The following is a 14,395-nucleotide window of genomic DNA, read 5'->3' as shown; positions in this document are numbered from 1 at the left end:
CAAAAAAGCCCCGTCCCAAAAAGACTGGGTATTGGGCGTTGACAGTTGGCGAGCCGTAGGTAAAATAACAACTTGTCCTGGGGACGTAGCTCAGTTGGGAGAGCGCTGCCGTCGCATGGCAGAGGCCGAGGGTTCGACTCCCTTCGTCTCCACCCTTGGATTTGATAAGCCGCTGACATTGTGTCGGCGGCTTTTTTTGAAAGAAAGGGCTGCACCATGGCCGAGCTTGATTCCCAACCATTGTCCGACGAGGAGCGCGCCGAGTTGGAAGAGCTCCGCGCTGAGAAGGCCCGCCGCGAGGCCCAGGAAGAGGCCCGTCGCGAGCGTGAGGAGCTGGCCGCCCTGCGTGCCGAGCATGCGAAGGCCGAGGAGGCTGCCGCGAGCGCCGCATCCGAGCGCAAGCCCGCGCCCGCGCCCAGGCCCGCTGCTGCGAAGCCTGCGCCTGCTGCACCCAAGCCTCAGCCTAAAAAAGCCGCTCGTCCCAAGCCCGTCGATTCCAAGCCGAGCCGTGACGAGATGACGTTTGCCCAGCGCATGGTCACTTCCAAGGAGCCCACGGCCGAGGGCGAGATCCCCGGTATGGCTCCGGCTCAAAAGATCATCATCGCGCTCGCCTTGGTCGCGTTTGTCGTCTTTATGGGCTACACGATCATGACCAGCATGGGCCTGCTCTAACCGATTTGCATCGGGCGTCATGTCCGCATGCTCTGCTCTCGTCCAACCCTCAACCTCTGCACAACGCATCCGAAAGGTCGCCCCATGGCTTTGACCGACATCTCGCATCCCACCGACATCGCAATGCTCACCGATCTGTACGAGCTCACTATGGCCCAGGGCCTGTGGGAGAGCGGCAAGGCCAATGAGCAGGGCTGTTTTACGGCGTTTTACCGTGACCATCCGTTTGGCAGCGCCTACGCCGTTATGTGCGGCACCGCCGAGCTGCCCGAGCTGGTCGAAAACCTTCGCTTTACGCCCGAGGATATCGACTACCTCGCATCGCTCCAGGCCCCGGCCGGCGGCGCGATGTTCAAGCCCGAATTCCTCGACTACCTGCGCGATTTTCGTGCGCATGTAAACATCGACGCCGTCCCCGAGGGCGAGCTCGTCTTTCCGCGCGAGCCCATGGTGCGCGTCACCGGCCCCGCGCTGGAGTGCCAGCTGCTCGAGACGGCGCTGCTCAACATTGTCGGCTTCCAGACGCTTGTCGCCACCAAGACGGCGCGCGTGGTGTTGGCGGCGGACGGCCGTCCCGTGGCCGAGTTTGGCCTGCGCCGCGCCCAGGGTCCCGATGGCGGTCTGGCCGTCGCGCGCGCGAGCTACGTTGCCGGCTGTTCCTCTACGTCCAATGTGCTTGCCGGTCGCCGCTACGGTATTCCCGTCTTTGGCACGCATGCGCACAGCTGGGTGATGAGCTTCGATTCCGAGCTCGAGGCTTTCCGTGCCTTTGCCAAGTCGAGCCCCAAGAACTGCACGCTGCTCATTGACACTTACGACGTGCGCGAGGGCTGCGAGCATGCCATTACGGTTGCCAAGGAGATGGAGGCGGTGGGCGAGCGTCTGTCGGCCATTCGCATCGACTCAGGCGACCTCGCCAAGCTGTCCAAGTATGTCCGCGGCCGTTTTGATGCCGAGGGCTTGCCCTATGTGGGGATCTCGGTTTCCAACGATCTGGATGAATACACGATTCAGTCGCTGCTCGACCAGGGCGCGCCCATCGACAGCTTTGGCGTGGGTACTAAGCTCGCGACCTGCTACGACCAACCGGCACTGGGCGGCGTGTACAAGCTTTCCGCCCGCCGTGCGAGCGAGGCGGACCCGTGGACTCCGGTGGTCAAGCTCTCCGAGCAGCCCTACAAGCGCACGATTCCAGGCGTGCAGCGCGTGCGCCGCTATTACGACGGCTTTGGCGGCCCGGTCTGCGACATGATCTATGACGAGGACCATCTGGCGGGGGAGGGCGCCGCGCGCGGCAATACCCTCGTGGCCGTGAACGATGCCGCTCTAGTGACCGACGTGTCCGAGCTTGAGTATCGCGAGCTGCTGGCGCCGATCGTGCGCGATGGCAGTGCTGTTGCCCCGCGCGAGAGCATCGAGGCCGCACGCGAGCGTTGCGCTTGGGCGCTGGACCATCTGGATCCGGTCTACAAGCGCTTCCTGTACCCGCAGACCTATGTGGTGGGCATGGAGCAGGGCCTGGCGCAGGTGCGCGACGACCTCGTGCGCAAGAACATGGCCGCGGCTTCTGCTTTCCCCTGGGCTCGCTAATTTTGTTGGGTGTAGGGTGGAATTACGTTCCCTCGGCCGTCAGCTCGCCCGAACCCTCAACAGTTGATTGGTTTGACGTATGACGACTTCTTATAAAACGATGGTGGTAAAGATCGGTTCGTCCACGGTGGTGGGCGCCGATGGCAAGGTCAACCGCGCCTTTATCGGCGGGCTTGCCGATCAGGCTGCTGCCCTGCGCAAACTCGGCTGGCGTCTGGTCGTGGTGAGTTCGGGCGCCATTGCCTGTGGCTATCCCGTGCTGGGCTTTGACCGCAAACCGGTCGGTGACCTGCCGAGCCTGCAGGCCTGCGCCTCGGCCGGTCAGTGCATCATCTCGTCGGCCTACGACGAGGAGTTCCATGCGCGCGACCTGCTCACCTCGCTCGTGCTGCTCACGCGTCACGACACGGCCCGTCGCACGTCCTATCTGCACGCGCGCGACGCGCTGCTGCGTCTGGTGGAACTGAGCGTGGTGCCGGTCGTCAACGAGAACGACACCGTTACCGTCGACGAGATCAAGTTTGGCGACAACGACACGCTGGCGGCGCTTGTGGGCTGCCTGGTTTCTGCCGACCTGTGCGTGACGCTCTCGGACATCGATGGCCTCTATACCGCCAATCCGCACGAGGACCCCACGGCCGAGTTCGTCCCAGTCGTGCATAGGATCGATGCCAAGATCATTGCCTCGGCGGGCGATTCTTCCACATCGGTTGGCACAGGCGGCATGATTACCAAGATCCGCGCGAGCCGCATCCTGATGACGGCGGGCATTCAGAGCGTGATTTGCTCGGGCGAGGAGCCCGATGCGCTCGTGCGCCTTGCCCGCGGCGAGAGCGTGGGTACGCTGTTCGATCCTCCGGCGGAGCGCCTGGACATTGCGCCCCGCAAGCTGTGGATTGCACTGGGCGACAAGGCGCATGGCTCGGTGACGGTCGATGACGGCGCCGCGAAGGCGCTGGTCAGCCGCGGTTCTTCCCTGCTTGCGGTGGGTATTCGCGAGGTCGATGGCACGTTTGCCGAGGGCGATGTGCTCGACGTGTGCGACCCGAGCGGTATGGTTGTCGCCCGCGGTATCGCCGAGGCCGATTCGGACGTGCTGGAGCTTGCAGCCGGACGCCGCCAGGACCAGATTGCCGGCAACCGCTTGCTGGCAGACTTGGCCGAGAAGCCCGCGATCCACCGAGACAACTTGATCGTCTTTGCATAAAGAAAGACAGCGCTGCGGATCGTTTCCCGCAGCGCTGTCTTTCTCGTGCCGGCACTTGGGGGCGTTTCTTATGTGCCGGCAGGTGGGGACACTCCTTTGCTAGAAGATCTGGCGCAGGTCTCCGCGGTTGAGGGCCTCGTCGAAGAGGTGCTTGAACACCACGCTGCCGTGCAGGCCGTCGTGCTCGAACTCGTTGGTCACCCAGGCGTGTGAGTTGCCCACGCGGCTGAGCGTGTCGAGCTGCAGGCCCGAATCCACGTACATGTCGTCGAAATACACCGCGGCTTGGAGCGGCACCTCGTTGCAGGCCAGGCGCTGCGGGTCGTAGATCTTGTCCCAGCTGGTGTCTTCCATCAGCAGGTCCATGGCGGGCTTGAAGGGCTTGAGCTCGGGCATCTGCTCAAACATCCACGGGAACATGGCCTCGCCGGTAAACATGAGTGGGCGCGCGAGGGTGTCGAACTCGGCACGATGGGCCTTTTCCTCGGCGGCTGCCCAGCCAATGGGCATCGTGTCGCCATCGGCGTAGATGAACTCCTGTAGCGTCCAGTACAGCGGATTCGTGCGCGTGTTGGTGCGCTCGTAGGCGCGCATCAAAAAGCTGTCTGATACCGAGGAGCCGCAACTCAGCGTACCGTCGCCATTAACAAACGCGTGGTCGATAATCCAGTGCATGCGCTCAAAGCTCGGCTTCATGCCAAAGTCGCTGCCCATGAGCTGCAGGCGCTCGACCGTCATCGGCGAGCCGTCGGGCAGTACGGGCTTTTGCTCCTCGAGGGCATCTGCCAGGGCCGCCACGCGCTCGACGTCGGCGGGGTACCGGTCGTAATACTGCTGAGTCTTGGCCGCCATACGCGGGAAGGTGTGCGCGTAGACCTCGCTGGCACTCGCCGGTACGTGCGGAATGCCACCGCAGGTAAAGCTCGCCGCCACGCCCTCGGGGAAGAGCGACAGATAGCTCAACGTCAAAAAGCCACCGTAGCTCTGGCCGAGTGTGACCCAGGGCTTGCCGCCAAAGCCCACCAGGCGCAGGTACTCAAAGTCGCGCACGATGGAGCTGGCGAGGTGGCGCTTGAGAAAATCCGCCTGCGAGCGGGCCGCATCGGAGCCTGCCGCCTCGGCGCGCTCGCCCAGTGCGGCAATCGTGCGCCCGTCTACACAGCTGCTGCGCCCGGTACCGCGCTGGTCGGGCAGGACGACGCGGAAGTGCTTGACGGCCTCCTCGATCCAGCCGTCGCTTGTGGGCGACAGCGGACGCGGGCTCTCGCCGCCGGGGCCGCCCTGCAAAAAGAGGAGGAGTGGCAGGTCGTCGTTGATACGGTCGGGAGCGCAAACCACGCGGTAGAAAAGCTTGATGCTCTCGGGTGCGCCGGCGATGGGCGCCGGCATGGCGCCGCGGCGCATGGTGCTGCCGAAGGCCAAAAGCATTGGCTCCAGGCCGCGCCAATCCAAGGGGACGTCGATGCTGTGGTCCTCGACATAGAGGCCGGGGACGTGGTACGAAGTGATGAGGGCCATGCGGTACTTCCGTTCGTTGCGGTGTTTCGGGTTGACCAATTCTACCGCCATGCGCGAGGGCATGCACAAATCGGCTACCATGGTTGGCAAACTACTAAGAGAAAGGGCCGTCCATGTCGGTCGATATAGCCACGTATGTCTACGATCTTGCCGTTGCCGCCAAGGCAGCGTCAGCCTCGCTTGCCACGGCGAGCGACGAGCAGCGCCAGGAGGCCGTGCGCGCCATGGCCGCGGCGCTGCGCGATGGCGTCGATTCCATCGTCGCCGCCAACGAGCTCGATATGTCCGCTGCGCGCGATGCGGGCACCTCGGCGGGGCTCCTCGACCGTCTGCTGCTGACGCCCGAGCGCGTCGAGGGCATGGCCGCCGGCTTGGAGAAGCTCGCTGAGCTGCCCGATCCTGTCGGCCGCGTGCTCGACCACCGCGTACTTGCAAGTGGTGTGGACCTCACCCGCGTGAGCGTGCCGCTGGGCCTGGTCGCCATGGTCTATGAGGCGCGTCCCAACGTGACGGCCGATGCCGCGGGCATCTGCATCCGCACCGGCAACGCCTGTATTCTGCGCGGCGGTTCGCTGGCCTATCACTCGTGCGCCATGATTGCCGAACTGCTGGCCGATGCGCTCGAGGCCAAGGGTTTCCCGCGCGAGGCTATCTCGATGATCGAGTCCACCGATCGCGAGGCCACCGGCGAGCTCATGAAGCTTCGCGGCATCGTCGACGTGCTTATTCCGCGTGGCGGTGCGGGCCTGATCCAGCGCTGCGTGCGCGAGTCGCTTGTGCCGGTTATCGAGACGGGCACGGGAAACTGCCACATCTACGTGCATGAGTCGGCCGACTTTGATAAAGCGCTCAACATTATCGTCAATGCTAAGACCCAGCGCGTGGGTGTGTGCAACGCCGCCGAGTCGCTGCTTGTGGACCGCGTCGTGGCAGATTCGTTTTTGCCGGCGGTCGTGGCCGTGCTGCACGACCACGGCGTGCTGATTCACGGCGACGGGGCCGCGTGTGCCGCATGCGCCGCCGCCGGTCTTGCCGAGGGCGATGACTACGTGGTCGCGACCGAGGAGGACTGGGGCCGCGAGTACCTGGCGCTCGAGATGAGCGTAAAGGTCGTGGCGAACGAGGACGAGGCCATCGCGCACATCAACCGCTATGGCACTATGCATTCCGAGGCCATCATCGCCGAGGACGCGGACGCCTGCGAGCGCTTTTTGGATGAGATCGATGCCTCGGCCGTGTATGCCAACGCCAGCACGCGCTTTACCGACGGCGGCGAGTTTGGCCTGGGCGCCGAGATCGGCATCTCGACCCAAAAGCTCCACGCCCGCGGCCCCTTTGCCGCCGAGGCCCTCACCACCTACAAATACAAGCTCCGCGGCACCGGCCAGGTCCGCCCCTAAACCTACCAAAAAGGGACAGGTTTATTTTGGCAGGTTTTATCTGCGGTTTTGCCGGGCGACGCGTTCGCCCGGCTTTTTTCTCCGTATGCCTTTTCTGCCTTTCGGCTTGAGCCGCGGCGATATACGATAGTGACACCGTGTCTTAGCACCGACTCACCTGGAGGTATTGCCATGTCTCAGACGCTTTCCGCCGGAATCACCCGTGACCGCGCGTTCGAACTGCTCAACGAGCACAACAAAGATCCGTTCCACATCACCCATGGTGAGACGGTCGAGGGCACCATGCGCTACTTTGCGCGCGAGTTCGACCCCGAGAACGAGGAGTTTTGGGGCATCGTCGGACTGCTGCACGACTTGGATTGGGAGGAGCATGAGGACGACCCCGTGAACCACACCATCTATGCGGCCGAAATCCTCGAGGGCGAGGGCGCATCGCCCGAGCTCATCCGCGCCATCCAGACGCATACCTCGGACTTCAACACCTCGCTGCCCAAGCCCGAGCTGCAGATGGAAAAGATCCTGTTTGCCTGCGACGAACTTACCGGCCTGATTGGGGCTGCCGTGATCATGCGTCCGAGCAAGAGCGTCATGGACTTTACGACCAAGTCGCTCAAGAAGAAGTTCAAGGACAAGCGCTTTGCCGCCGGCTGCTCGCGCGACGTGATTTCGCAGGGCGCCGAGATGCTGGGCTGGGAGCTCCCCGAGCTTTTCGACCGCACCATCGCGGCCATGCAGTCCTTCGCGCCCGACCGCGACACCTTCCAGGCTTAACCTGCCAAAAAGGGACAGGTTTATTTTGGTAGGTTTTATCTGGGAAAACGCTCCCGTTGAACGTTATTCAGCGGAAGCGTTTTCTGTTTGACCTGGTGACGTTGGCGAATGGCGGCGCCTCGCGGCAGGTGGCTGCGCTTCGCCGTACCCGTAACTCGGCAAACGCGACGTTAGGACGCGTTCTTGATAATCCATGTTCCGAGTCCTGTCAGCAGCTGAACTTGCTTAACGGTTAGCCCTTGTTTTCGAAGCGCGAGAATCGCCTCATTGCGAAGTGGCTTGGAGACGGATTTGAGTTCCGTCGGAGTGCATCCTGCGACACTCTGCACGATTGCCGTGCCAAATGAATATGGTTTCCCATAAGGCACCAAGCGATAAGCTCGATATTGTGTTTGGGGAGGATTGCATCGAGGATCTGAAGCATGGCGATTCGGTCCTCGGCATCGTCAAACAGCAATTGCCCTCCGTTTCCACGCAACGTGACGTGGAAATAACCGGTTGGTGACTTTGAACGAGGTTTTCTCGGCATGGCCCCTCCTTTAGCTTGGATGGGCTGAAGATACCTCATTCGGAGGCTTCGGTTGTCGAGATTCAGTTTACCGACTATAGCTGCTACCTGCCGAAATGTTATTGCGTTTTCAAATTGATGCTTTTTAATGGTAATTGAGCAAGACGGGTGCGCTTGTTGCGGATACGGGCGTTGGTTGCGTCGATCTGGACGGCCCTCGCGTGATGTCATCACAAATGGGCTTCACGCATTTTCGCGGCGATAGAAAAATGGCCGGGGCTTACAAACAAAACGGAGCACCCGACCATTTACCAATTGTTTGTTGACGTTTGGCCAGATAAAACCTGCCAAAATAAACCTGTCCCTTTTTGGCAGGTTAGTTGAGGGCGGCTTGGGCTAGGCGGGCTTCGGCGTCTTCCTCGGTGACGCCCAGGGCCACGGCAATCTCCTCGATGGAGCGGCGCTTGGCTTCCTTGAGTACGCGCATGTAATAAGAGCTGGGTTTTTTATCTGCTTCCTCGGCCTGGCGAATACGGTGCATCATTGTTTTTGCCACGCGGACCGTCTCGGGCGCACCCAGCTTGAGCTGCTGCTTAAAGTGCGTCTCCTCGAGCGAGCTGTTGCGCTCGGTAAAGGTGTCGCACTCCAGCTCGTCGTAATGGCTCAGTAGGTGCTCGGCATCTTGCTGGGAGATGGCGGCATGCAGACGGTCGGCCTGCGCCACGGGGTACATGAGGATCGTCTGCGCATGTCCCTGCTTGGTCTCGAGCAACAGCATGGGCTGCGGTGTGTCTTCCCTAAAACCGACGACGGTGCAGACTCCCTGACCCGGATGAATGACGTGTTGACCGATTGAGAACATGCTACCTCCAACTTATACGAATTTACGTATGTCTAGAATACCACGCTGACGTGCGCAAACCCTTACTTTATGCAGGAAAAGCACACAAATCCGATAGGTAAGAGTATTCGATATTCTGAGCTGCCCATGCAGATGTTTATGCATTTTCGGCGGGTGCACAACCAGCAGGCAGACCGCCATCTTTGAATGGCCTTGCGACAACTGTGGTCAATTATGTGCATATGCAATATCGATTGACTTTACCCTGCGACAGTAGTTACCGCTTGTGATAGAGTGCTGCAAACTCTGGCTTTTGCCCTACGAGTGACCAAGAGCTCGGGGGCTTTAACACAAGGAGGATCTATGCCCGAGAAGATTGAAGAGCTGGTACGCGCTGCGCTTGCTGCGGCCCAGGAGGCCGGCGACCTTTCCGCATTTGAACTTGACGATTGCGCTATCGAGCGACCGGCTGACACTTCTCATGGCGAGTGGACCTCCACCATGGCCCTGAAGTCCGCCAAGCTGGCTCACTGCGCCCCGCGCAAGATCGCCGAGGCCGTCGTTGCCCATATGCCCGAGGATCCCGCGATCGAGAAGGTCGAGATCGCCGGCCCTGGCTTCATCAACTTCTACCTCTCCGTCGCCGTCAAGAACGCCATCTTCGGCGAGGCTCGCGAGAAGGGTATGGACTTCGCTAAGTCCAACGTCGGCGGCGGCCTGAAGACCCAGATCGAGTTTGTCTCCGCCAATCCCGTCGGCCCCATGCATATTGGCCATGGCCGTTGGGCCGCTCTGGGCGACTCCCTCTGCCGTGTTATGGACCATGCCGGTTACGATATCCAGCGTGAGTTCTATATCAACGACCACGGCTCTCAGATGAACACCTTCGGCAACTCCATCAGCACACGCTATATGCAGCTTGCCGACATCATCGCCAAGCAGGGCGTGGATATCGACGAGGCTCACAAGCTGCTGATTGCCGACCGCGATGCCTTTGTTGCCGACGAGAACGACGAGCATCCCGAGACCCATCCGTATCAGGACAACTTTGCCGAGACTCTGGGCAAGGATTCCTACGGCGGCGACTACATCATCGACGAGGCCGCCGAGTTCTGGCGCACCGACGGTGACAAGTGGGTCGACGCCGATCCGCAGGAGCGTATGGAGAGCTTCCGCGAGCGCGGCTACGTAAAGATGGTCGACAACATGCGTAATCTCTGCCACGCCGTCAACTGCGATTTCGATCGTTGGTTCTCCGAGCGCTCGCTGTACGTGAAGGACACCGAGGGCGAGACCGCCGGCACCTCCGCTGTCGACCGCGCTTTCGAGAAGCTCGACAAGATGGGCTACCTCTACACCAAGGACGGCGCTCTGTGGTTCCGCTCCACCGACCTGGGCGACGACAAGGACCGCGTCCTGATCAAGTCCGACGGCGAGTACACCTACTTCGCCTCCGACGTTGCCTATCACTGGGACAAGTTCCAGCGCGTCGACCACGTCATCGACATCTGGGGCGCCGACCACCATGGCTACATCGACCGCGTCCGCTGCGTCTGCGACGCTCTTGGCTATCCCGGCAAGTTCGAGGTTCTGCTGGGCCAGCTCGTCAACCTGCTGCGCAACGGCAAGCCCGTCCGTATGTCCAAGCGCAAGGGCACCATGGTGACCCTGCAGGAGCTTGTTGACGAGGTCGGCTCCGACGCCGCCCGTTACACGCTCATCTCCAAGAGCTCCAACCAGATGGTCGACTTCGACATCGAGGCCGTTAAGAAGCGCGATAACTCCAATCCGGTCTACTACGTGCAGTACGCTCACGCTCGTGTGTGCTCCATTCTGCGCCGTGCCGCTGACGTTACGCCCGAGCAGGCTGACGAGATGGGCATGAAGGCCGTCGCCGCCAAGGCCATCGGTGAGAACGTCGACTACTCGCTGCTGACCGACCCCACCGAGCTTGCCCTTTCGCGTAAGCTCAACGAGCTCACCGACCTCATCGCCAGCTGCGCTCGCGACCGCGCCCCGTTCCGTCTGACGCACTTTGCCGAGGAGCTCGCCGGCGACTTCCACAGCTTCTATGCTGCCTGCCAGGTGCTTCCGAGCGAGGGCCGTCCCGTCGACCCCGAGCTTTCGCGCGCCCGTCTGGCCGCTTGTGACGCCGTCCGCGTGACGCTCGCCCTGGTGCTCACCCTCGTTGGCGTTTCCGCACCCGAGCAGATGTAATCTACGGGTCGTTTGACCGTGTAGGTTTGGCTTTGCTGAGCCCTATAAGCCCGATCTCCATGCGGAGGTCGGGCTTTTTGCGTTTGGCGGGGCTTTTTGGCGTGTTGGAAAATGCTACAAAAACGCAACTATACCGGTTTACGGGGCTGAATCGCTGCCTGGCGACCATAGCAACAGCAGCGAAAATAAAATCGCAGGTAGACGGCTTGCCAAATATTAAAAATGCAGGGTATGGTTGGCTTACGCCGTTCTTGCACCGTAATCCGCGATCGTTTTGAAAACGACCCCTTGGGGACGGAGGAAAACGGATCATTTTTGTCCGGTGGGAGAGCGGTGCGAAACCGTCCGCCACGAATCGGGCTTATCTACTACGTTTAGTCGCATACCCCGAACCATGCCGAAAAGTACGATATTAAAACCGCAGGTAGCGGGCTTGCGATTTTAGGAAGATCGAGGGGATGGTCAGGGGTCGCGGGTCAAACGTAGTAGATAGGCGCGTTTCGTGGCGCGGCTATTCCGGATGCCACGGCTTCACTCCTCTGGTGAGACAGAGGAAGCGCTTTTGAGGGAGAGTGTCCCTTTTGACCAGTTGTATAAGAACGTCCAATGACTAAGTTGCAGGTGGTGGCGGTTGTGTTACACTAACGCTGCGTATTTGACGTAATCATCTCGATACAGATCAATGATGCCCGTTGTGTTTTGAACGGAGCTAGACTGTTTAGCCGCCCTGAAGGTTTATGCAGGGAGCATGTGATCACAGGGCTTTAAAAGAAAGTTGAGCAAACACTGTGTCTGATCAACAGCAAGAAAATGAAATAAGCACGGCACAAACCACTCCCACTGCACCGGTTGCGTTGGACCAGATCGCGAAACCCGTACCGTCGCAGGCGTCGGTCCCCGAGACACACCAGAACGCTGCCTCGGCTTCGAGTGAGAACCCTGTTCCCGTCGCGCCTGCTACCGGGGAGGAGGCTGCGCCCGTGAAGCCCAAGCGCACGCGTCGTGTGGCCAAGCCCGCTGCGGATGGCGATGAGGCTGCAAAGCCCAAACGCCGCACCACGCGCACGACGCGTGCCAAGCGTCCGGTTTCCGCCGAGGTTTCGGCGCCGCTTTCAGATGAGGTTGCGCAGGCCCGCGCGCTTGCGCAGATCAGCGAAGCCCAGGTTGTTCGTGCTCGCCGTCGTGCCGCCGAGCGCGATGCCGCGGCTCTGACCGAACTCGCGGCTTCGTCCGCCCCCGAGGAGCCTTCGGCTCCGGCTCCCGAGCAGGTAGCAGAAAAGCCGGCTCCGCGCACGCGCCGTCGCACGGCGGCCAAGGTCCAGCAGGCTGCCGAGCAGGTTTCGTCCGATGCCGCCGAGACCCCGGTTCGCTCTGCGGCGGGGGAGGACGCTTCCTCTGCTGAGGCTGTCGTGCCTGCCGAGGCCGGCGGTGCATTTGTCGTCGATCCTGCTTTGCGCCCGCATCGCCGCGGCCGCAAGCCCAAGGCATTTGTCGAGGCGGAGAAGGCGGCCGCTGCCGCGGCTTCTGTCCAAGATGCCCCGGCGTTCGTCGAGCCTACAACGGCTGTCGTGGTTTCGGCCGAGGGTGCTGATGTTCCTGAGGTCGCTGTTTCTGCCGCTGCCGAGTCTGCCGACGTTCGTCCCGGGCGCAGCCGTCACACCGCAGCCAAACGCCCAGCTAAGGCAGAGGCGAAGTCCGGCGCCGAATCTGCGGTAGCTGAGTCTACCGAGGCGAGTGTCGACACGACTCCCGAGACGGAGGGCACCGATCGGTCGGCAGGCGAGAAGCCCAAGCGCACGCGCAAGAAATCTTCCAAGACCAAGTCTGCCGAACAGCAGGGGGATGCTGAGCAACAGCCCGAGTCCGACGCTAAGTCGGACGGCGAGACCCCGGCGACCGCCGATGCGCCCACGACGCCTGCCGTCGAGAGCGCTGAGGCCGAAGAGGGTTCCCGCCCCAACCGCCGTCAGCACAAGCGCAACGATGAGCGCAGCGAGCGCAAGGATGATCGTAACAACGACCGCCGCAGCCGTCAGCGCGACCGCAAACAGCGCAACAAGGAGCGCAACGCAGCTCCGACCGAGCCAACGCTTTCGCGCGAGGAGCTCGCGGCCATGAAGGTCGCCGAGCTGCGCGAGAAGGCCAAGGAGTTCGAGATCGAGACGACCGGCAAGAAGAAGGCCGAGCTCGTCGAAGAGATCTACACCACAGCCGCGAAGGCCGAGGGCTTCCGCGATATTAAGGGCATCCTGCAGATTCGCCCGGACAGCTCCGGCATCATCCATGCCCACGGCTACATGAAGTCCAATGACGACGCCTTCGTGCCCGCCTACCTCATCCGCTCCGCGCGTCTGCGCACGGGCGACGTGATCGAGGGCTCGCTTCGTCCCTCGCGCGGCGGCGACAAGCGTGCCGGTCTCGCCAAAATTACGACCGTCAACGGTCTTGATCCTGAGCAGGCCCGTAACCGCCCCAAGTTCGGCGATCTCACGCCGGTCTACCCCAATGAGCCGCTGCGCATGGAGCATGGCAAGGATTCCATTACCGGTCGCGCCATCGATATCGTGTCGCCGATCGGCAAGGGCCAGCGTGGCCTGATCGTGTCACCGCCCAAGGCCGGTAAGACCACGATTCTCAAGAAGATCTGCCAGTCTATCTCGATCAACAACCCCGAGGTGCACCTCATCTGCCTGCTCGTCGACGAGCGCCCCGAAGAGGTCACCGATATGCAGCGCTCCATTGAGGGCGAGGTCGTGGCCTCGACCTTCGATATGCCCGCCGACAACCATACCCGCGTGGCCGAGCTCGTCATCGAGCGCGCCAAGCGCATCGTGGAGCTGGGCGGCGACGTCGTGGTGGTGCTCGACTCCATTACGCGTCTTGCCCGTGCGTACAACCTGGCGGCGCCCGCCTCGGGCCGCATCCTTTCGGGCGGCGTCGATTCGGCGGCCCTGTATCCGCCTAAACGCTTCCTGGGTGCTGCCCGCAATATCGAAAACGGCGGCTCACTCACCATCCTTGCTTCCGCCCTTATCGATACCGGCTCCAAGATGGACGAGGTCATCTTTGAGGAGTTCAAGGGCACCGGCAACATGGAGCTCAAGCTCGATCGCGATCTGGCCGACCGCCGCATCTTCCCGGCCATCGACCCCGTTGCCTCCGGTACGCGCAACGAGGACCTGTTGGTCGACGAGCAAATGCGCCCGTTTGTCTTTGGCCTGCGTCGCATCCTCGCCGGCATGAATAACACCGAGCGCGCGGCCGCGTCGTTTATCAAGGGCCTTAAGGGCACCAATACCAACCAGGAGTTCCTGGTGCGTTCGGCAAAAAAGCACAGCGACTACGAGCAGATGTTCTAGTCCGTCCGCTGCACGCGACAGCAACCATAGACATGCCAGAAGGGCCGGGGTTTAGATCCTGGCCCTTTTCGTATAGCCGCTCGCCAACGATTATTGACCTCACGACCGGCAAGCAGCGATTTTCCCGTTTCAATTCCGCTTCGTCGCTTGCAATCCCCAAGGGGGTTTCGCATAATAGCAGTTAAGCTTCGCGACGGAAAACGCAGATGAAACGAACCTTATACCGTTGCTTTGGGGCATAGCCCCGCTTCATCTCCTCTCGCGCAGCCAACTGAATGATGCGATTTGGGTGCTGGAAGATGGGGAGAG

General features: G+C 61.6%; 9 protein-coding genes and 1 tRNA gene. 8 read left to right on the top strand and 2 right to left on the bottom strand.

Annotated features, from left to right (window positions below; all coding sequences use genetic code 11):
• Nucleotides 1-79: 79 nt before the first annotated feature.
• The 4 genes from ACQRCA_RS04110 to proB all read left to right on the top strand — a co-directional run bounded on the left by ACQRCA_RS04110 (nt 80) and on the right by proB (nt 3,472).
• Nucleotides 80-152: transfer RNA gene (locus tag ACQRCA_RS04110), tRNA-Ala, on the top strand.
• Nucleotides 153-216: 64 nt separating this feature from the next.
• The gene (locus tag ACQRCA_RS04105) at nt 217-675 is read left to right on the top strand and encodes a hypothetical protein (protein ID WP_427718842.1); all 459 of its coding nucleotides are present in this window, start codon (nt 217-219) and stop codon (nt 673-675) included.
• 84 nt (nt 676-759) lie between these two features.
• Entirely contained in the window at nt 760-2,265 is a 1,506-nt protein-coding gene (locus ACQRCA_RS04100) for a nicotinate phosphoribosyltransferase (protein ID WP_427718840.1), read from the top strand.
• 79 nt (nt 2,266-2,344) lie between these two features.
• The gene (proB, locus tag ACQRCA_RS04095) at nt 2,345-3,472 is read left to right on the top strand and encodes a glutamate 5-kinase (RefSeq protein ID WP_427718838.1); all 1,128 of its coding nucleotides are present in this window, start codon (nt 2,345-2,347) and stop codon (nt 3,470-3,472) included.
• Nucleotides 3,473-3,571: 99 nt separating this feature from the next.
• On the opposite strand, the gene ACQRCA_RS04090 is transcribed toward proB, so the two are convergent.
• Nucleotides 3,572-4,990: an alpha/beta fold hydrolase gene (locus tag ACQRCA_RS04090; RefSeq protein WP_427718836.1), complete on the bottom strand. Its 1,419-nt coding sequence runs from the start codon at nt 4,988-4,990 to the stop codon at nt 3,572-3,574.
• Nucleotides 4,991-5,103: 113 nt separating this feature from the next.
• Between ACQRCA_RS04090 and ACQRCA_RS04085 the strand changes: the two genes are divergently transcribed.
• Nucleotides 5,104-6,390, top strand: a complete 1,287-nt coding sequence (locus ACQRCA_RS04085; RefSeq protein WP_427718833.1) for a glutamate-5-semialdehyde dehydrogenase — start codon at nt 5,104-5,106, stop codon at nt 6,388-6,390.
• Nucleotides 6,391-6,561: 171 nt separating this feature from the next.
• The gene (locus ACQRCA_RS04080; protein ID WP_427718831.1) at nt 6,562-7,161 is read left to right on the top strand and encodes an HD domain-containing protein; all 600 of its coding nucleotides are present in this window, start codon (nt 6,562-6,564) and stop codon (nt 7,159-7,161) included.
• An 884-nt stretch (nt 7,162-8,045) separates the two neighbouring features.
• On the opposite strand, the gene ACQRCA_RS04075 is transcribed toward ACQRCA_RS04080, so the two are convergent.
• Nucleotides 8,046-8,531: a CarD family transcriptional regulator gene (locus ACQRCA_RS04075; protein WP_154518254.1), complete on the bottom strand. Its 486-nt coding sequence runs from the start codon at nt 8,529-8,531 to the stop codon at nt 8,046-8,048.
• A 342-nt stretch (nt 8,532-8,873) separates the two neighbouring features.
• Between ACQRCA_RS04075 and argS the strand changes: the two genes are divergently transcribed.
• Together argS and rho are read left to right on the top strand one after the other, a co-directional pair.
• Nucleotides 8,874-10,727: an arginine--tRNA ligase gene (argS, locus tag ACQRCA_RS04070; protein WP_427718827.1), complete on the top strand. Its 1,854-nt coding sequence runs from the start codon at nt 8,874-8,876 to the stop codon at nt 10,725-10,727.
• A 980-nt stretch (nt 10,728-11,707) separates the two neighbouring features.
• The gene (gene rho, locus ACQRCA_RS04065; RefSeq protein WP_427718825.1) at nt 11,708-14,086 is read left to right on the top strand and encodes a transcription termination factor Rho; all 2,379 of its coding nucleotides are present in this window, start codon (nt 11,708-11,710) and stop codon (nt 14,084-14,086) included.
• Nucleotides 14,087-14,395 lie beyond the last annotated feature (309 nt).

Origin of the sequence: Collinsella sp. SGI.095, assembly GCF_050314535.1 — a bacterium.
Classification (GTDB): Bacteria; Actinomycetota; Coriobacteriia; order Coriobacteriales; family Coriobacteriaceae; genus Collinsella.
The sequence above is the reverse complement of the archived record's forward strand: the minus strand, read 5'-3'. Positions and strand labels throughout refer to the sequence as shown.

Excerpts from the sequence above, each read along its gene's own strand:
- proB (WP_427718838.1), top strand. The coding sequence starts at position 2,345 with ATGACGACTTCTTATAAAACGATGGTGGTAAAGATCGGTTCGTCCACG.
- argS (WP_427718827.1), top strand. The coding sequence starts at position 8,874 with ATGCCCGAGAAGATTGAAGAGCTGGTACGCGCTGCGCTTGCTGCGGCC.
- ACQRCA_RS04075 (WP_154518254.1), bottom strand. The coding sequence starts at position 8,531 with ATGTTCTCAATCGGTCAACACGTCATTCATCCGGGTCAGGGAGTCTGC.
- ACQRCA_RS04105 (WP_427718842.1), top strand. The coding sequence starts at position 217 with ATGGCCGAGCTTGATTCCCAACCATTGTCCGACGAGGAGCGCGCCGAG.
- ACQRCA_RS04080 (WP_427718831.1), top strand. The coding sequence starts at position 6,562 with ATGTCTCAGACGCTTTCCGCCGGAATCACCCGTGACCGCGCGTTCGAA.
- ACQRCA_RS04085 (WP_427718833.1), top strand. The coding sequence starts at position 5,104 with ATGTCGGTCGATATAGCCACGTATGTCTACGATCTTGCCGTTGCCGCC.
- ACQRCA_RS04090 (WP_427718836.1), bottom strand. The coding sequence starts at position 4,990 with ATGGCCCTCATCACTTCGTACCACGTCCCCGGCCTCTATGTCGAGGAC.
- ACQRCA_RS04100 (WP_427718840.1), top strand. The coding sequence starts at position 760 with ATGGCTTTGACCGACATCTCGCATCCCACCGACATCGCAATGCTCACC.